At 68.3% G+C, this 15,888-nt stretch carries 15 protein-coding genes; 6 read left to right on the forward strand and 9 right to left on the reverse strand.

The window, feature by feature from the left end; all coding sequences use genetic code 11:
- From HY726_19935 to HY726_19950, 4 genes are read left to right on the forward strand one after another with little or no spacing between them, the layout of a single operon-like run.
- Positions 1-279 carry a flagellar protein FlaG gene (locus tag HY726_19935; GenBank protein MBI4611266.1) on the forward strand — a complete coding sequence of 93 codons (279 nt, stop codon included), beginning with the start codon at positions 1-3 and terminating at the stop codon, positions 277-279.
- Complete coding sequence (locus tag HY726_19940) at positions 272-619, forward strand: hypothetical protein (protein ID MBI4611267.1); 348 nt, start codon at positions 272-274, stop codon at positions 617-619. The genes HY726_19935 and HY726_19940 overlap by 8 nt, the downstream gene beginning before the upstream one ends.
- Positions 616-2,598 (forward strand): hybrid sensor histidine kinase/response regulator, encoded by a 1,983-nt coding sequence (locus HY726_19945; GenBank protein ID MBI4611268.1) that lies wholly within the window; start codon positions 616-618, stop codon positions 2,596-2,598. Before HY726_19940 ends, HY726_19945 begins: the two co-directional genes overlap by 4 nt.
- Positions 2,599-2,628: 30 nt before the next feature.
- Entirely contained in the window at positions 2,629-4,491 is a 1,863-nt protein-coding gene (locus tag HY726_19950) for a glycosyltransferase (protein MBI4611269.1), read from the forward strand.
- A gap of 20 nt (positions 4,492-4,511) precedes the next feature.
- Here the strand turns inward: HY726_19950 and HY726_19955 are convergent, their stop codons facing one another.
- Positions 4,512-5,072: a Uma2 family endonuclease gene (locus HY726_19955; GenBank protein MBI4611270.1), complete on the reverse strand. Its 561-nt coding sequence runs from the start codon at positions 5,070-5,072 to the stop codon at positions 4,512-4,514.
- 92 nt (positions 5,073-5,164) lie between these two features.
- Positions 5,165-5,554 (reverse strand): response regulator, encoded by a 390-nt coding sequence (locus tag HY726_19960; GenBank protein MBI4611271.1) that lies wholly within the window; start codon positions 5,552-5,554, stop codon positions 5,165-5,167.
- 209 nt (positions 5,555-5,763) lie between these two features.
- Between HY726_19960 and HY726_19965 the strand changes: the two genes are divergently transcribed.
- Positions 5,764-6,258, forward strand: a complete 495-nt coding sequence (locus tag HY726_19965; GenBank protein MBI4611272.1) for a nucleotidyltransferase domain-containing protein — start codon at positions 5,764-5,766, stop codon at positions 6,256-6,258.
- Positions 6,255-6,665, forward strand: a complete 411-nt coding sequence (locus HY726_19970) for a HEPN domain-containing protein (protein MBI4611273.1) — start codon at positions 6,255-6,257, stop codon at positions 6,663-6,665. Before HY726_19965 ends, HY726_19970 begins: the two co-directional genes overlap by 4 nt.
- Here the strand turns inward: HY726_19970 and HY726_19975 are convergent.
- The 7 genes from HY726_19975 to asnB (HY726_20005) all read right to left on the reverse strand — a co-directional run bounded on the left by HY726_19975 (position 6,605) and on the right by asnB (HY726_20005) (position 15,888).
- The gene (locus tag HY726_19975) at positions 6,605-7,006 is read right to left on the reverse strand and encodes a type II toxin-antitoxin system VapC family toxin (protein MBI4611274.1); all 402 of its coding nucleotides are present in this window, start codon (positions 7,004-7,006) and stop codon (positions 6,605-6,607) included. The genes HY726_19970 and HY726_19975 overlap by 61 nt on opposite strands.
- Before the next feature lie 483 nt (positions 7,007-7,489).
- On the reverse strand, positions 7,490-7,945 hold the full coding sequence (locus HY726_19980; GenBank protein MBI4611275.1) for a response regulator: 456 nt from the start codon (positions 7,943-7,945) through the stop codon (positions 7,490-7,492).
- Between the two features lie 13 nt (positions 7,946-7,958).
- Positions 7,959-9,125 (reverse strand): nucleotidyltransferase family protein, encoded by a 1,167-nt coding sequence (locus HY726_19985; GenBank protein ID MBI4611276.1) that lies wholly within the window; start codon positions 9,123-9,125, stop codon positions 7,959-7,961.
- 20 nt (positions 9,126-9,145) lie between these two features.
- Entirely contained in the window at positions 9,146-10,990 is a 1,845-nt protein-coding gene (locus HY726_19990; protein MBI4611277.1) for an ABC transporter ATP-binding protein, read from the reverse strand.
- A gap of 1 nt (position 10,991) precedes the next feature.
- Complete coding sequence (locus HY726_19995; GenBank protein MBI4611278.1) at positions 10,992-11,954, reverse strand: hypothetical protein; 963 nt, start codon at positions 11,952-11,954, stop codon at positions 10,992-10,994.
- A 164-nt stretch (positions 11,955-12,118) separates the two neighbouring features.
- A complete protein-coding gene (gene asnB, locus HY726_20000; protein ID MBI4611279.1) occupies positions 12,119-13,996 on the reverse strand; it encodes an asparagine synthase (glutamine-hydrolyzing) in 1,878 nt (625 codons plus the stop codon).
- The gene (gene asnB / locus HY726_20005) at positions 13,993-15,888 is read right to left on the reverse strand and encodes an asparagine synthase (glutamine-hydrolyzing) (GenBank protein MBI4611280.1); all 1,896 of its coding nucleotides are present in this window, start codon (positions 15,886-15,888) and stop codon (positions 13,993-13,995) included. The genes asnB (HY726_20000) and asnB (HY726_20005) overlap by 4 nt, the downstream gene beginning before the upstream one ends.

Here is a 15,888-nt window from a genome sequence, read left to right on the forward strand (position 1 = left end):
ATGGTGGACGCGGTGCGGCCGATCCCGTCGGCGCGAGGAGGCCTCCCCGGTCTGCTCTCCCGGCCCTCGGGGAGCGGAGGGCCGAGGCCTGAGCCCGACAGGGTCCGGCCAACCTCAACCCGGGTGGCGTTTTCCCCGCGGGAGAACGGGGACATTCTTGTTCGGGTGCTCGACGGAGCCACAGGCGAGCTGATCCGGCAGATTCCGCCGGAGGCGGAGCTGAAGCTGGCTGCCGCCGTCACCGCTCTCGCCCGACGCTTCCTGGGTCTGGATGGCTGACGACCCGCTCGCCCTGGCCAACGCCCTGCAGGCGCTCACCGAAGCGCTGGTGCAGAGCCTGGAGGACGACGCGGGGGATCCCGCGTCCATCGTCGAGCGTCGGGCGGCTTTGCTGGGCGCTGCTTTCGAAGGACAACCCCTCGACGGGGACCGACGCGCTCAACTCCAGGCTGTTCGGGCCGCGGTTGAAGCGCTGGAACGATCCGCGCGTAGCACCCTCAGCCAGCGCATCGCCCAGACCAAGGCGGCCCTGATCGCCGTGGAGGCCGGCTGGACAGCGACCCGTACCTATCTCGAAGAGCGCGCGCTGCCGCCGCTCCTCCTGGATCGGCAAGAGTGAGGCTGGCCACGGCCATGAGCGACGAGGCGCGGACCGACCGCCAATCGGGAGGCCCGGTCGAGCGACTGGCTCGCCTGGCCCAATCCATCGGCGAGAGTCGCGCGACGACGTCCGCCCTCAGGGCCGTCGCCCGTGCCGCGGCTGACCTTTTCGGCTTCTCCCGCGTGTGGATCTGGCGAGTCGACCATCGCCACGGTCGCCTGTTGACCCTCGCCGCCATGGACGGCGGCGAGCGGACAGAAGAAATCCTGCTCCAGTCCGGGCTGCTCAGGACCGTGTGTGAGGACCGCGTGCCGCGCCTTCGGGTGGACGTGAGCGAGGAAAAGCTCGGGGCAAAGCTCGATCTTCCCGGGACGGCTGGGATGGCGGGTGCCCTGCTCCCTCTCCTCTCCGGTGGGGAGCTGGAGGGTCTCCTCCTGGGAGTCTGGGAGGGCGGAGGGCCCGGCTGCCTGTCAAGCCTCCCTGCGCTCCTCACCCTGGCTGCCGAGGCTGGGCTCCTGGTTCGGCTGGACCGGCTCGTCCGGGAGCAGGAGCAGCTCGGGGCACAATACGCCGCGCTGGCGGACCAGCTCCACGCCGGGGTCGCCGTCATCACGCGGCAACACGACTTCCTCTACACCAACGCTCGCTTCTGGCAGCTCCTTGGCCTCCCCCCCGAACACGTACAACGGCTCAGCGTGGAGGAGTTGATCCCGGACCCGACCGGACAAGCTCAGGTCCGGGAGTTCCTCCATCAGGCGTGGGCCCAGCCGCGCGAGAGCACGTTAAGAGGGCTCAGCCTTCGACGGGCGACCGGGCCCGCGGCGACGGTCACCCTCAGCGCTCAGCGGCTCCCGCTCGGAGCCAGCGTGGCCCTCCAGCTCGTCGTGGCTCAGGCTGCTGATCAACCGCGCGAGGAGCTGGCGGCCGGCGACCCCCTCCGGGCCTTCGGGCTCTACCTGGCCGGCCTGGCCAACGATCTCAAGGGGCCCCTGACCGCTTACCTGGGACACTTGAAGCTCCTGGGAGACCGTAAGGACCTGCCGACCGATCTCCGGGAAGCCTTCCATCTCTACCGCGAGGTCACGGCCGAGGTTCTCGCGCGAATCTCCCGCACCATGGAATGGGGGAGACGGTTCCCGGTCAAGGAGCCGGTGGACCTTCGGGCCGTGGTGCAGGACGCCGTGGCCACCATCGAGGGGGGCGATCTCCCCGACACAGTCCAGCTCATCGTGGAGGCCGAGCCCGTCTGGCCGGTCAACGGCATGGCCGACCAGCTCCAGGTGGCGATCGAGGCGCTGCTCCGGAACGCGTGCGAGGCGCTTGTGGACCGGGGCGGGACGATTCGGGTGAGCTGCACGATGCGGGGCGACACGGTGTCGGTCGCGGTCTCGGACTCGGGCGAGGGAATTCCCGAATCGATCCTCCCCTATATCTTCGACCCGTTCTCGTCAACCAAGGGCGCCGGCGAGGGGCGCGGGCTGGGTCTGGCCATTGTGAAGGAGATTGCCGCCCGCCACGGCGGGAGGGTCGAGGCCCGTTCCGAGCCCGGCCGGGGGACCACGGTCAGCCTCGCGTTCCCGCGACTGGCCCAGGCAAAAGCCGACGCCGGAAGCCCGGCGAACCGGCAGACCGTCTTGCTCGTGGATGACGATGCGGGGATCCGGGAGAGCTACCGGCTCATGCTGGAGGCGGCTCGGTATCGTGTGGCGACGGCCATGGACGCCGACGACGCGCTCCGACAGATCGCCGTGGAGGCACCGGATATCCTCCTCATCGACGTCCAGATGCCAGGCCGGGACGGCGTGGCTCTCGTCGAGGCGCTGAGGAAGTGGCATCCGGAATACCTGGGGCGAACCGTGCTCCACACGGCCTATGCCCACGAGGCCAGGGTGCGGGACACGGCACGGCGGTGCGGGGTCATGCTGCTCGAGAAGCCCTGCGATCCGGAGATTCTGTTCAAGACGCTCGCCCGCCTCGGGCGTCGTGACCACGCCTGACGCGCGGCCGACGAGCCGCCCCATGGATCCGTGCGACCTGTGAGCCGCTCCCTGATCCGGCGGCTCCTGTTTGGCCCGCTCTACGTCGCCACCAACAACCACCCTGACGCGTACGGCGCTCACAGCGCCCTGCTGACAGCGCTCCGGTCCCTCGATACGCTGACATTCGGCGGGCCGGGCGCGGACATCCCGTACGGTCCGAGCCGGGAGCCGCTCGAGGCGCTGTTCGCCCGTCTGCCTGCGGGGTGGACGCCGGACGCGCTCCTCTGGTGGGCGCTCGAGTACACTGTGGTCCCGCCGGACCTCTGTCGCGCTCCGATGCCGTCCATCGCGCTCCTCAACGACTGGAACTTCAACCTCTGGGGGACGGCCGGCGTCCTCGGCATGTTCGATCTCGTGCTCACGGATCGTCCGGGTGCCCGGATCCTGCCGGGCCTCGGCTACGACCACATCGAGGCGTGGCGCGCCCACAGCTTCGACCCGACCTTCCACCGGCGCCTCGCCGGGATCCCCCGCGACATCGACATCCTGTTCGTCGGGAATCTCAACGGCGAGATCTATCGAGAGCGCTGCCGCTACGTCGCCCGCCTGGCCAGCCTGGCCGATCAGTATCGGGTCGCGATCGCCGGCGGCGTCCACGGCGAGCCCTACGTCCGCCTGCTCAACCGGGCCCGCATCGTGCTCAACCACGGCTACCGGCACGAGCTGAACATGCGGGCCTACGAAGCCGCGGCCTGCGGCGCGCTGCTCCTCCAGGAACGCGGCAACGAGCTGGAGGAGATTTTCTCGGACGGCGTGCACGCGGTCTTCTACGGGGAGGACGACTTGGAGGAACTGCTCGATTACTACCTCGAGCACGAGGCCGCGCGGGCGGCCGTGGCGGAGCGCGGCTGCGCCCGCATCCAGGGCGAGACCGCCGCCGACCACCTCGCGACCCTCCTCGACCGGGTCGCGCGTCTGCGGGGTCGCCCGAGGGCGGCGCGTCAGTTCGGGACCCTCCCCGCCGAGGAGCGCGCCTGGCGGATCGGCCTCAAGGCGTTTCACAGCGCGGACCCTCACGGCGAGGTGCTCGCAACCCGGATGCTGGCGACGATCCGGGGGCGGGAGGCGCTGAGTCGCGTGAGCGGGACACTCGCGAGCATCTTCGGAATGGGGGCGGCCAGCAACCCGGCCCGGAGCGACCTGGCGAGCGCGGCCCGCCAGTGGGCAGCCCGCGCCCTGGCCCTGGACCCCGAGGATCCGATCCACCGCACGCGCGTGGCCGAGCTGGCGCTCGCCGACGGGGACCGCGCCGCGGCGATCGAGCATTTCCGCGCGGCGACGCACCTCCCCCTGCGCGCGATCTCGCTCCCCTACCCGTATCCGACGGACCGCTTCCGCGTCGAATGGGACCATGCGGTAGCCGACGCCCCCCGCGAGTTTCGCGCAACGCTTCAGCGCCTGGTCCGGGCCCGGGCCCTCCACCGCCTCGCCGACGTCCTCACGGGCGACGGGAAGACGGTCGAGGCGATCGCCCGGCTCGAGCTTTCGAGCGCGCTCGCCCCCCACCTCTGCGGGAACACGCTGGCGCTGGCCCGTCTCCACGCCCGCACCGGGGATCTGGAGGCCGCCACCGAGCGGTACGCGGAGTACCTGAGCGAGTGCCCGCTCGACCTCATGGCCCGGCAGGAACTTGGCGACGCGCTGGTCTCGCTGAATGCCCCTCAGGCTGAGGCGTTCCTTGAGGAAACGCTCCGGCTGCTGAGGGCGATGGAGTCGTTCGAGCCGAGTGGCGTCGGCCATGCCGTGGGGCAGGCCCGTCACGAGGCGAGGCCCGAATTAATCTTGGAGGGAGAAAGCGACCTCGCGGCCATTCCGGTCAGCGAGGCCGGTTTGCTGGCCGCCACGCCCTAGCCGGGCCGCGGCGAGGCGGGTTAGCCGAGAATCGTCTCTACCGTCAGGCTGACGTCGCGGAAGGCTTCCAGGGAGATCGTTTCGCCGCGCGGGATCCGCCGGAAGTTTCGGTAGCCATCCGGCGTCGGGTCTCTATACTCTTCGACAGTTTCGGTTGAAAGGTCAACGAGCCACGCGTTGGGAATCCCCGCGCGAGCATACAGGGGAATCTTCACGGTTCGGTCAAACTCCACTGAGGTGTCCGCCACTTCGACCACAAGCCACACGTCCTCCGGTCCCGGGTGCGCCTGGGCATAGAAGTCAGGCCGGGGTCGAAGCAGGGCGAGGTCGGGCTGGGGTTCAGAGTGGAGACCAAGACCCAGAGGGCTTTGGACGGACACCGTGATCCGTTGACCGAGAAGCGAGTTGAACAGGTGACCCAGACGCCGTACGCACGCGGCATGGCGGGCGCCGATAGGGGTCATCTCAATTATCTCCCCTTCGATGAGCTCCACGCGATCATCTTCGGAGAAGACACCCGCCTGGCCCATCCGATGGTACTCCTCGACACTGAACCGGCGCCTGAGAAGCTGAACGTCCATCGCCTTTTTCCTTGCTCCGACCATATGACGGAAAGAGAGGGTCGTCAAGTGTATCGGATCTGCTGCGCTCCAAGTTCTGTGGCTGACAGCAATCATCCACCTTGTGGGCGGGCTAGGCGCTGGCGGACCAGCGCGGGGAGGTAGCCCGGGTCGGCAGCCGCGTCGGCTTTCGACACGAACTCGACGCCGGCGTGCCGGAGCTCCGGAGCCGGCGGCGCGTCACCCGTCACCACCATCACCGGCACGTCCCGGAGTCCCGACTCCTTGGCCATGGCTCCGATCAGATCCATTCCCGACCGGAGCGATCCCCCTTCCGGAACGCGGAGCCAGAGGTCCACGATCACGAGGGCGGGCCGGAGACGTCGGATCCCCTCGAGCCCGTCGTCGGCGGTGTCGCTCGAGGCGGTGCGGAAGCCCCCGCGCTGGAGAAAGAGCTGGAAGCAGCGGGCCAGCTCGGGATCGTCATCGATCACCAAGACCAACGGCGCGCCGTCCGGACCCTGTGGATCCCAGGGTCCCTGAGTCAGTTGCGACCCCTCACCATCGCGGTCCCTCACCCGTCGCGTGTCGCCCGGTCGTGAACCCGTCCTCAAGTCTTGCCGATACCCGGCTCGCCCCGGCGCCCGAGTTCGGCCCTTCCATGGTCATTATGCCCCGGCGAAGGGCATGAGATACAATGCGGGGCAGCGCAATGAGCCTTCTGCAAAGGTACGAGGATCTGCTGGAGCAGCTCTTGGTGGAAGTCACGGCCACCTACGGGCCCAGGCTGGTCGCGTGCGCCGTGTTCGGCTCCGTGGGGCGCGGCACGCCACGCGGCGACTCGGACATTGACCTCCTCCTCGTGGTGCGGGGCCTGCCGCGGGGCCGGCTCAAACGCGTGGAGGAGTTCCTGGTGGTCGAGAGCCGCCTCGATCCGGCGCTGAAGCCCGCGGAGCCCGGAGGCGCCCCGATTGGGCTCTCGCCCGTCTTCAAAACCCCCGAGGAGGTGGAAGCCGGCAGCCCACTGTTTCTCGACATGGTCGAGGACGCGAGGATCCTGTACGACCCCGAGGGCTTCTTGGCCGCGCATCTGGACCTGCTCCGTATCCGGCTTCGCGAGCTTGGCGCCCGACGGGTCCGCTCGGGGAACGCCTGGTACTGGGACCTCAAGCCGGACCTCAAGCCCGGCGAGGTGTTTACGCTGTGACGAACCAGAGCCTCGCCCGGAGCTACCTGGTCAAAGCCCAGAAGCGACTCAAAGCCCTCGCGGTCCTTCGGGACGAGGGGGCGTACTCGGACGTCATCCGCGAGGCCCAGGAGCTGGTTGAGCTGGCCCTGAAGGGAATGCTTCGGGCGGCGGGCATCGAGCCGCCGAAGTTTCACGACGTCGGAGGACTGCTCCTCGAGCACGCGCGGAAGTTCTCCCAGGCGGCGCGTGAGCAGCTGCCCCGAACGCGCGTATCAGGATGCGGCGTGGGTGGTCACCCTCGCCAGCGAGGTGATCGAACCGAGGCAAGTCGGGACTTGACAGCTCTGTTCCTGTCCCCTCCTGCCTACCGCGAGGGCCAGGTGGCCAGCCAGCGAACCCTAGGAAACCTTGGATGCACCGCCTGATAGAACGGTTCATCCGCAGTAACCAAGTCCGCGTCCGTCGCAACGCTGAGGGCAAGGAAGAGCGCATCGTAGATGCTCTGCTGGTGCTCCAGGCCCAGGCGGTACGCCATGGCAAGAAGGGGTAGACTCGGGACGATTTCGAACGGGATGGAGGCGAATGCCGAGAGAACGGCGGCTCCGTCCTCTGGATCAAGCCCCTCAAACATCACGCGCTTCCAGACCACATTGGCGAACTCCGGATAGACGAGGTCTGGCCCCAGGGGGTGGTAGATGCCTGTCTGGAAGAGTTGACGGAGCCGGAGCGCTTGGTCCGAATAGGGTTCATCGAAGAACCACTTCACCGCCACGCTCGTGTCAACCGCCACACGTTGGACCGTGCTCATCGCTGTCGGTCTTCCCGGAGGAGGGGAGCGCTGTCCTTAAACGTGCCGTACCCGGCTCGCAGTCGTTCCCTGAGGGTATCGACCATTTCCCACGCTGCCTGTGGGCCTTCGGGCCTTCCGAGAACCTGTTCGAGGATCACCGCCGCTTCCTGGGTCACCGAGCGCCGGTTTCGCCTAGCACGCTTCTTTAGCCTTTGGTAGATCACTGCCGGAAGTGTCCGAATATAAAGGGTCGCCATGGAACCCCTCCAGAAATGTTCTCAAGTTCCATCATTTTGTGATCATTTTACCACATAATGCTAACACATTATATATTTGGGGCAACAGAGGACGAGCCCTGTGGGAAGCCGTGGGCGCGGGACGGGAGCTGGGCGACCTCCTGGTAGAGCGGGGCGCGCCGGAGGCCGAGCCGCTACTCCCGGAGACGTTACGCCTGCTCCGTCACCCGCCAGCCTCGGCCCGCCGATCAGCCGGCGGCGACGCCAGTCGGCGTCGGACCAGATCGGGGAGGCGTGTTGGGTCGGCCGCGGCGGCGGCCTTCGCGACGAACTGAACCGCGCGGTCCCCGAACTGGTCGGGCTCCGGGACGTCGCCCGTCATGACGATCACGCGCAGGTCTCGGAGCGCTGGGTCCTCGCCGAGCGCCCGGATCAGGTCGGCCCCGGACTGGAGCGCCGCTCCCTCCCGGCTGCGGAGCCACAGGTCCACGATCGCGAGCGCCGGCCTGAGCGTCCGGATCCCGTCGAGGCCATCCGAGGCGGTCTCGGCGGACGCGGTCCGGAAGCCGCCCCGCTGGAGGAAGAGCTGGAAGCAGCGGGCCAGGTCCGCATCGTCCTCGACTAGGAAGACGAGCGGGGCACTCTCCGGGCCCTGGGCGATCCAGCGCGTCTGACTCACGCGGCGACCTCCGTCAGCCGGGGTCTCCGGCCGCGCGGCGCCCGGGCGGGAGCAGCAGCGTCGTGGCACCCTTCGCGGCCTCCCGACCGAAGCCGCACACGCGGCGGGCGTACGCTGCGCCGAGCTGCCGTCTGCGGGTGAGCCCGTACTGCAGCAGCATGAATTCGGGCGACGGCGCGAGCAGGGCGAGCGCGTAACGGAGCTTCGCGCGGAGCCCCTTGAGGGCGAACAGCATGCCCAGGCTCTCCACCCCGTCCACGCGCGACCCCTGGGCCAGCAGGCGAAGCAGCCGGCCCTCGAGCGATCGCGGACGTTCCAGCCTCAACCGATCGAGGAGCGGATCCGGCATCGGCGTGGCAAAGAGTGCCCTCACCGTTCCCAGGACGCGCCCGAGAAGAAACTCGAGCCGCGTCTGGTGAGCGAGCGACAGAAACCACGACCAGTCAACGAGGGCCGCCTCCCTGCGCAGGAGCTGATCGATCTCATAATACCAGAGCAGCGGGGCGGTCCCGTCCCGATGGGTCAGGTGAAGACAGAGGTGGAAGAGCAGCTCGTCCGCGGGGAGCACCCGGGTCTGGAGGCCGACAACCTGCCCTCCCAGGCACCGCGCCAAGAGCTGGTCCGTCTCCAGCCGGTCCACGAATGGCGGGTAGGTCAGCGTCCAGTGGGGCTCGACGATGATCCAGCCGTGACGGTCTTTGAAGAACTTGAGGGTGTAGGAGAAGGCCCGGGCGAAGCCCGGCCGGCGGTCCATCTCCGCAAATCCCAGGCTTCGGAGAAGCCCGCCCACGTCCGCCAGGTCCGCCTTCCTCACGAGGAGATCGATGTCCCCCATGGGGCGGGCCGTGATGTCGCCGTAGAGCCGCTCCGCCAGGGCCAGGCCCCGCAGCGGCGCGCACGCCAGCTTGCGCTCGTCGAAGGCCCTGAGGATGCTCGCCAGCTCGTCAGCCAGGATCAGGTTCCGGGCGGCAGAGCCGGCGGCCTGCGCTTCGAGCCGCTCCGCGAGCCCAGCCGGAAGCTGCCCGCCGATCTCGGATCCCCTGAGCCGACGGTGGAGGAGCGGGGTGAATCCGTGCGTGGCTGCGTCGCTGACGATCGCTTCCCAGTCTGCCGGGGTCGGTGCGGGGAGCGTCGCGGGATCAGCGCCGCGAAGCAGTCCCATCAGGAAGGGGTGGACCATCAAGGCAGCCTCCGAAGCCCTCATCGCCGAACCTGCCCGGCGCCAGGGACGCGCGACCGCTGGGGCCCGCAGTCTTCCCCGTGTTCACGCTCGGCGCCTTGCGCCTGCCACAGGGCGCGAAACCGCCCGCGCTCCCGCGCGATCAGAATCCCCCAGGTTCCTGACTCCGCGAGGCGCCCGTCCTCGATCACGTAGATGATGTCGGCCTCCCGTACCGCGGAGAGCCGGTGGCTGATGACCACCAGTGTCAGCCTGCCGCGAAGGTTCCCCATCGCCTGTCGGATGCGTCGCTCGTTCTCAGAGTCCAGCGCGCTGACCGCTTCGTCCAGGATCAGGAGGCACGGCTTCCGGAGCAGCGCCCGGGCCAGGGCCAGACGCTGCCGTTCGCCCCCCGAGAGGAGCACGCCCCGATCGCCGACCATCGTGTCCAGTCCCTTCGGCAGTCTCGCCACGAACTCCTCGGCCGCTGCCAGGCTCAACGCCTCCCGGACCTCATCATCCGTCGCGCCTGGCGCCGCCCAGAGCAGGTTAGCGCGGACCGTGTCGTGGAAGAGAAAGGTCTCCTGGGTGACATAACCGATGCGGTCCCGCCAGGCTCCCACCCGCTCGGGAGTCAGCGGCACGCCGTCAACCAGCACGCGCCCGTCATCGGGCGTGACCAGCCCGATGATCAGGTCGGCGATCGTGCTCTTGCCGCTCCCGGACGGGCCCACGATCGCGGTCGTCCGGCCGGCAGGAATACTCAGCTCGAGCTCGCGAATGACCGGGAGGCCGTCGTAGGCGAAGGAGACCCGATCCAGCCTGATGGCTGAGTTCAGCTCGACCGACTCGGCTCTGCGGGACCGGGGTTCCACCGCAGCCTCGCAGCGCCGCTGCATCTCCACGATCGACGCGAACGCCGGCAGCAGATTCACGAAGCTCTGATAGCTCTGCTGCACGCTGGCGAACTTGGGCATCAGCCGTCCGAAGAGGAAGAGGAACAGGAGCAGCTCGGCGGCCGACAGGGCGAGCAGCTCGAGGGCCACGTACAGGATCGCGCTCAGGAGGCCCACCGAGCCGACCTCGAACCAGTACCTGACGTCAGCCTGGTTGCGGACGGCCCGCAGGTACATGTCCCGCACCCGCGCGCTGAGCCGCGCAAACAGCTCGGCGTGACGCTCCTCGGCCCCATAGCTCTTCGCGATCTTCATGCCGCCGAGATGCTCCGTCACGGCCGCGTACAAGTGGTTCGTCGCCTCGGAGAGCCCCTCGCCCGCCACGTGGGCCACCCGAGTCCGGCCCCTGAGCCCGACCATCAGCGCGACACCGCTGGCACAGATGACCGCTGTCATCATAAGCGAGAGCCTCATCGCGAACCCGACATAGACAAGGACGACCACGGCGCTCGCCACCGAATGCAGCAGGCAGTGCGTCGCCCCGCCGACCCGTTCCACCTCGGCGGTCAGGACATGGGTGAAGTCCGCCGAGCGGCTCCGCGAAAAGAAGGGCCAGCTCGTATTAGCGATCGCCCGATAGAGCCGTGTCCGCAACGACGCCACAAACCCGTGCTCCACGCCGAGGCTGACGGTCGTCTGCCAGCGGGCCAGGAGCCCGTACAGGTTGACGATCAGCGCATAGGCGCCGAGCACGGCCACCAGGGTCGGGCCCACGCCGGCCGCCGCAAAGATCGAGGAGACGAAGCGGGCGATCGCGCTCACGCCGCCCTGCTGAACATCCAGGCCGACGAGCTGGAGCAGCGGCACGAGCATGAGGACCCCGATCCCTTCGGTCAGCCCCAGGCCGAGCATCAACCCGAGGGCCAGCGCGACCTTCCATCGCATCACGCCGACCAGGGTTGCCAGGTAGGAGCGGAAAGACTGGCGCATGTCAGAAGCGGCGGAGGTCCGACTCGAGCGCCGCGCGGACGGCCGGCAGCCGCGCGAGATCTCGCGGGAAGGCGAGGAGCCTGACGGGAATCCGGGCGACGAGCCGCGCCGTCAGGTCGAACTGACGTGCGAGCCGTTCCGGTTCAACAATCACGGCGTTGAAGGTGTTCTTCAGCAGCGCGAGAAAGGCCTGGCGCGGAGCGAGCGGCCGGATCGTCACCCTTGCGCGTCGCGTATTCTGCGCCGGCGGCGTCAACACGTAGATCGCCTTCAGGGGCGCGGCGCCCAGCCAGGACATCTTCCACGCGAGCCGGATAACGAGTTTGGGCGTGAGGGGATTCATCGGGGTGCCCACGACCCCATCGCCGAACACGCGTTTGGCAACCTCGGGAAAGAGCTTGATCCGTGGCGGGCCAGGCCACGCCCGGAAGCTGTGGCCGTTTTCTTCCACCACCAGGAGGTCGTCGGTCAGCAACGAATGCCCGGCCTGGAGAAAGGCCGCCCCAAGGCTCGACTTCCCGTAGCCGCAGTCGCCGACGAAGGCCACGGCCTTCCCGTCGACGACCACGACAGTCGCGTGGAGGGAATCGATGCCCTGCTTCAGGAGGGCGAACGAGAGGACCTGACCCAGCAGGTAGGTCTGAAACGCCTCGACGCTCCCGCCGTCGAGCGACCGGCCGGCGATTCTACGCCCATCGGCCGAGATCACGAACTCGAACAGGCCCGACCATCGCAAATAACACGAGCCGTCGTCGAGCGACGCGTACCTGAACCAGGAAACGTCGTTCCGCTCGCCGCCGATCGTGCGATGGACTCGAGGGAAGAGCGATGCCGGTGCGCGGACCACCTCGGCGTCCACGCGGCCGCACCCGGCTACGCGACGACACGGGAGCGGGATCACGCTCCGGACACTTAGCCCGTACGCCTGGTAGGCATACCGGCGTCTGGATCTCGACCGTGGCACCCCGGCCTCCTGATTAACCTGTACCGGCCCTCGTCTTCGGGCCGGCCACGTTCGCCTCGCTCCTGTTCTTGGCCCCGCCCCTCGTGAGCGTTCGCAAGTCGCCGTAGCAGCGGAGTCGGGGCGGGGTGTACGGCTTTTTGGCCGGGCGGTTTAGCTTATTCATCTCAACATCTCCCCCAGAATTTCTCGAGCCAGCGGTCCACGCTCACCAAGAACCACACCTCCCATCGAAGCTCCCTCTCCCCCCGGAGATAGCGGGTCACCAGCTCGTGCGCTCGCTCCAGGTCCACGTAGCGCCCCATCCGTCCCGAGCGATCCTCGAGCGGGGCGGGCGGATCACGGCGACAGAGAGCGGTCAGGTTTCGATCCATCGGATCGGTCCAGTCTCCCTTCCCCTGTCTCGACCGGATCGTGTCAGGCACGATCCCCTGCATCGATCGTCGCAAGATCCATTTTCGCTCGCCATCGCGCGTCCTCCGCTCCCAGGGGATCGAGAGGACGAACTCCACGAGCCGACTGTCCAGGAACGGATATCTGAGCTCCATGCCCCACCGGGCCACAGCCCGTTCGTCCACCTCGACCTTCAGGACATAGTAGGCCCCGGTCACGGAGACGTGTGTGTCAGCCTGGACGCAGGACGGGAACGGCAGCCGAACGCGCGGCTCGCGGATGCGCTCCCGCAGCCCGACCTCGCGGGCCAGGTGCGGGCGGATCCAGCTCGGTGGGGCGCGGCGGGCCGCCCGCTTGCCCCAGTACTTGAGCCGGGACGGGAGAAGGCTGGCGAGCGCCAGCTGGGCAAACTCCCACGGCTGGCCGCCGTACCAGCGGGCCAGCTCGCCGGTCTCGCGGATGAACCGTCCGGGCTTCAGCGTGCGCAGCAGATCGGCCAGGTAACCGATCTCGTCCAGGAGCTGGTCTCCACCGTCACCCGACAGGAGTACCCGGCACCCCCAGGCGTCAACCGACTCCAGCGAGGCGAGGCCGCTCTGGCGGTTCGCCGCGACGATCGGGCTCTCGACCGACCAGAGGAGATCGTCAAGCCGGTAGAGCGGGTCGTCGTCCGACGCGTGGATCTCGTGCACCTTGACACCCGAGGCCCGGCCCACCGCCCGGACGTACCGCCGCTCGTCAGAATCCGGGTGATCTGAAAAGAGCGTGAAGGCGTCCAGCGAGGGGGAGACCGCCCCGCCGTCGGCGAAGACCCGCGCGGCGGTACAGACGATCGCCGACGAGTCCAGACCGCCGCTCACGAAGGCGCCGATCGGGAAGTCGCTGCGCGTGCGACACCTCACAGCCTCCGTGAAAAGGGAGCGGAAGTGCTCGGCGTATTCCTCGTCGCGGGCGTACCGGGTCTCCCGTGGCGGATCGACGGCCCAGTAACGCTCGATCCAAAGGCGTCCCTCCTCGAGCACGAGGAGGTGGCCGGGCGGGAGCCGATGGATTCCGCGGAAGAAGGTCCGCGCGTGATCCCCCTCCCGGAACTCCCTGAGCAAAAAGGCCAGGATCATCTCGTCGTCAGGTTCCGGCATCCGGTCAAGAACGGCGAGAATGGGCTTCGTCTCCGAGCTGATCAGCAGGGTGACGCCGTCCCACGTGTAGTGAAGCGGTTTGAGCCCGAGCCGGTCTCTCGCACAGAGAAGCCTCCCCCTTCGGCCATCCCAGAGCGCGAACGCAAACTCCCCGATGATTCTTCCCAGGGCGCCCGCTCCCCACTGCCTGTACGCCTCCAGCGTCAGCTCAGGATCGGTCTGACCCGAAAGCGGACGTCGCTCCGCCTTCAGGGCTGCGATCAGTTCCTCCCGGTTGTCGAGCCGGCCATCCCAGACCAGCCGGCACGTGCCCTGGGAGTCAACCACTGGCTGCTCCTCGTGGAGAGACTCCGGGGTCGTGTAGAGGAGCCGATGAGCCAGCCCGACTGGCCCGCTCACCCACCGGCCCTCGCCATCGGGGCCCCGATGGGCCATGGCCCCCGACATCCGCTCCAGGAGACTCGGATCCACGGCCAGTCCGTAAGCGTGACAGATCCCCACAAGCCCGCTCATGACTTACCTCTTCGTTCTGAGTTCCACTCGGGAAACCACTGCCGGAGCCACACCTCCAGCCTTGCGAAATTCCACAAGAGGTTCCGATGTCGCCCCTGCGTCCACACGTAGCGCTCCCGGAGCCGTTCGGCTTCCCGGCGGCTGACGTAGCGAAAGACCCGCCCGTCGGAACCGAACAGGTCGCGCTCCAGCCGCTTCGCCTCCAGCTCAGTGGGCAGCCGGCCATTCATCACTGGGACGAACTGCGCGACCTCTTCGCGTTGCCTCACCGGCGCGATGGCCGCCAGCGCGCGCTGGACGAACTGCTTTCGATAGCCGGGTGCCAGCGTCACGGCCGACGGCACGGCGAGGAAGAATTCCACCAGCCGTCGGTCCAGGTACGGGTGGCGGCACTCCAGCGAGAAGGCTGAGACCATCCCGTCCATCTGGTTCAGCGCGAGCGCCATCGCCGGTCGCGTGAGCGCGCGGTAGGTGGTTTCCTGGCACAGCGTCGGGAATCTCCGCCGCTCCCTCGGCATCGTCCACCGGTCCAGCCCGACCCGCGTGGCAAACTCGGCGTCGATCCAGCGGGGGAGCTGGCGCTTCACCCCAGCCCTGAAGAGCCGGCGGAGTCCAGGCGGAAATTGATCCCAGACGAGCGCCAGGACGGTCCGCCCGGAGCCAGTTCCGCCGTAGGCCGTCGAGCTGAGCCGGGCATGCCGGACCAGCGTTCCGAGCTGGAGCGAATGGAGAAGGTCCGCAAGATACCCCGCCTCGGCACGCTGGCTCAACTCGTCCGCTCCAAACCCTGTCAGCAGGACCCGGCAGCCCCGCGCCGCCGCCGGCCCGACGAGCGCCGGAATCGTGAGGGCAGGATCGTGGTGAGGGGTCTCGGCGCAGTCGAGGAAGAGCTCGAACAACGTGATCGGCCCGTCCGCTCCCTCAGGACGAACGAAGTGGACCTCGGTGCCGTATCTCCTGGCCAGGTGCTGGATCGCGTCCCACTCCTCCTGCAGGAACCCTTCGGCCAGCAGGGTGAACGCCGCCAGTTCGGGAACGCCCACATCCGCCAGCCGGAGCGTCTCTGCCGTCGCAGTGACTAACGTCGAGTCGATTCCTCCGCTGAGCAGCAGTCCCACCGGCGAGCAGCTCCGGAGACGGCAGCGCACCGCCTCGCGGAAGAGCGCTGCGAACGCCTCGAGATAGTCCTCTTCCTTCGCGTACCGGGCCTGACGCGACGGATCCACGTCCCAGTAGCGCTCGATCGAGAGACCTGAGTCTGCCAGGCGAAGGACGTGGCCCGGTCTCAACTGCTTGATCCCCTCAAAGAAGGTCGCCTCGGGGTCGCGAAAGCCCATCAGGAGGTAATCGGCGATCATCGCCTCGTTTGGCCGCCTGGCGATCGCCGGATCGGCGAACAGCGCCTTCACCTCCGAGCCAAAGAGGAGCCGCTGGCCGGCCCAGTGGTAGTAGAAGGGTTTGACCCCGATCGGGTCTCGCGCGCACACGAGCTCCCGCCGTCTGCCGTCCCAGAGCGCGAACGCGAACTCGCCGACGATCCGCCTCACGCAGCCCGCGCCCCACTGCCCGTAGGCCTCCAGAACCAGCTCAGGATCGGTCAATCCTTCCTGATCGTGTCGGTCGATCTTCAGCGCCGCGATCAGCTCCTCACGGTTGTCGACCCGCCCATCCCAGGCGAGCTGGCAGGTCCCGTGAGCGTCCGCCAGCGGCTGCTTCTCGTGGAGCGACTCCGGGGTGGTGTGGAGCATCCGATGGCCCAGCCCGACCGGCCCTGCCACCCACTGGCCCTCGCCGTCCGGGCCGCGATGCGCGAGGATGTCGGTCATGCGCTGGAGGAGCGCCGGGTCGGCCGGGCGCCCACCGCTGTGACAGATTCCGGCAATCGCGCTCAT

It is taken from the genome of Candidatus Rokuibacteriota bacterium (genome assembly GCA_016209385.1).
Lineage (GTDB): Bacteria > Methylomirabilota > Methylomirabilia > Rokubacteriales > CSP1-6 > JACQWB01.

Bases quoted from the DNA above. Each gene is read 5' to 3' on its own strand.
- HY726_19935 (MBI4611266.1), top strand. From the start codon at position 1: ATGGTGGACGCGGTGCGGCCGATCCCGTCGGCGCGAGGAGGCCTCCCC.
- HY726_19940 (MBI4611267.1), top strand. From the start codon at position 272: ATGGCTGACGACCCGCTCGCCCTGGCCAACGCCCTGCAGGCGCTCACC.
- HY726_19955 (MBI4611270.1), bottom strand. From the start codon at position 5,072: ATGGACGTTCAGCTTCTCAGGCGCCGGTTCAGTGTCGAGGAGTACCAT.
- HY726_19965 (MBI4611272.1), top strand. From the start codon at position 5,764: ATGAGCCTTCTGCAAAGGTACGAGGATCTGCTGGAGCAGCTCTTGGTG.
- HY726_19985 (MBI4611276.1), bottom strand. From the start codon at position 9,125: ATGGTCCACCCCTTCCTGATGGGACTGCTTCGCGGCGCTGATCCCGCG.
- HY726_19990 (MBI4611277.1), bottom strand. From the start codon at position 10,990: ATGCGCCAGTCTTTCCGCTCCTACCTGGCAACCCTGGTCGGCGTGATG.
- asnB (MBI4611279.1), bottom strand. From the start codon at position 13,996: ATGAGCGGGCTTGTGGGGATCTGTCACGCTTACGGACTGGCCGTGGAT.
- asnB (MBI4611280.1), bottom strand. From the start codon at position 15,888: ATGAGCGCGATTGCCGGAATCTGTCACAGCGGTGGGCGCCCGGCCGAC.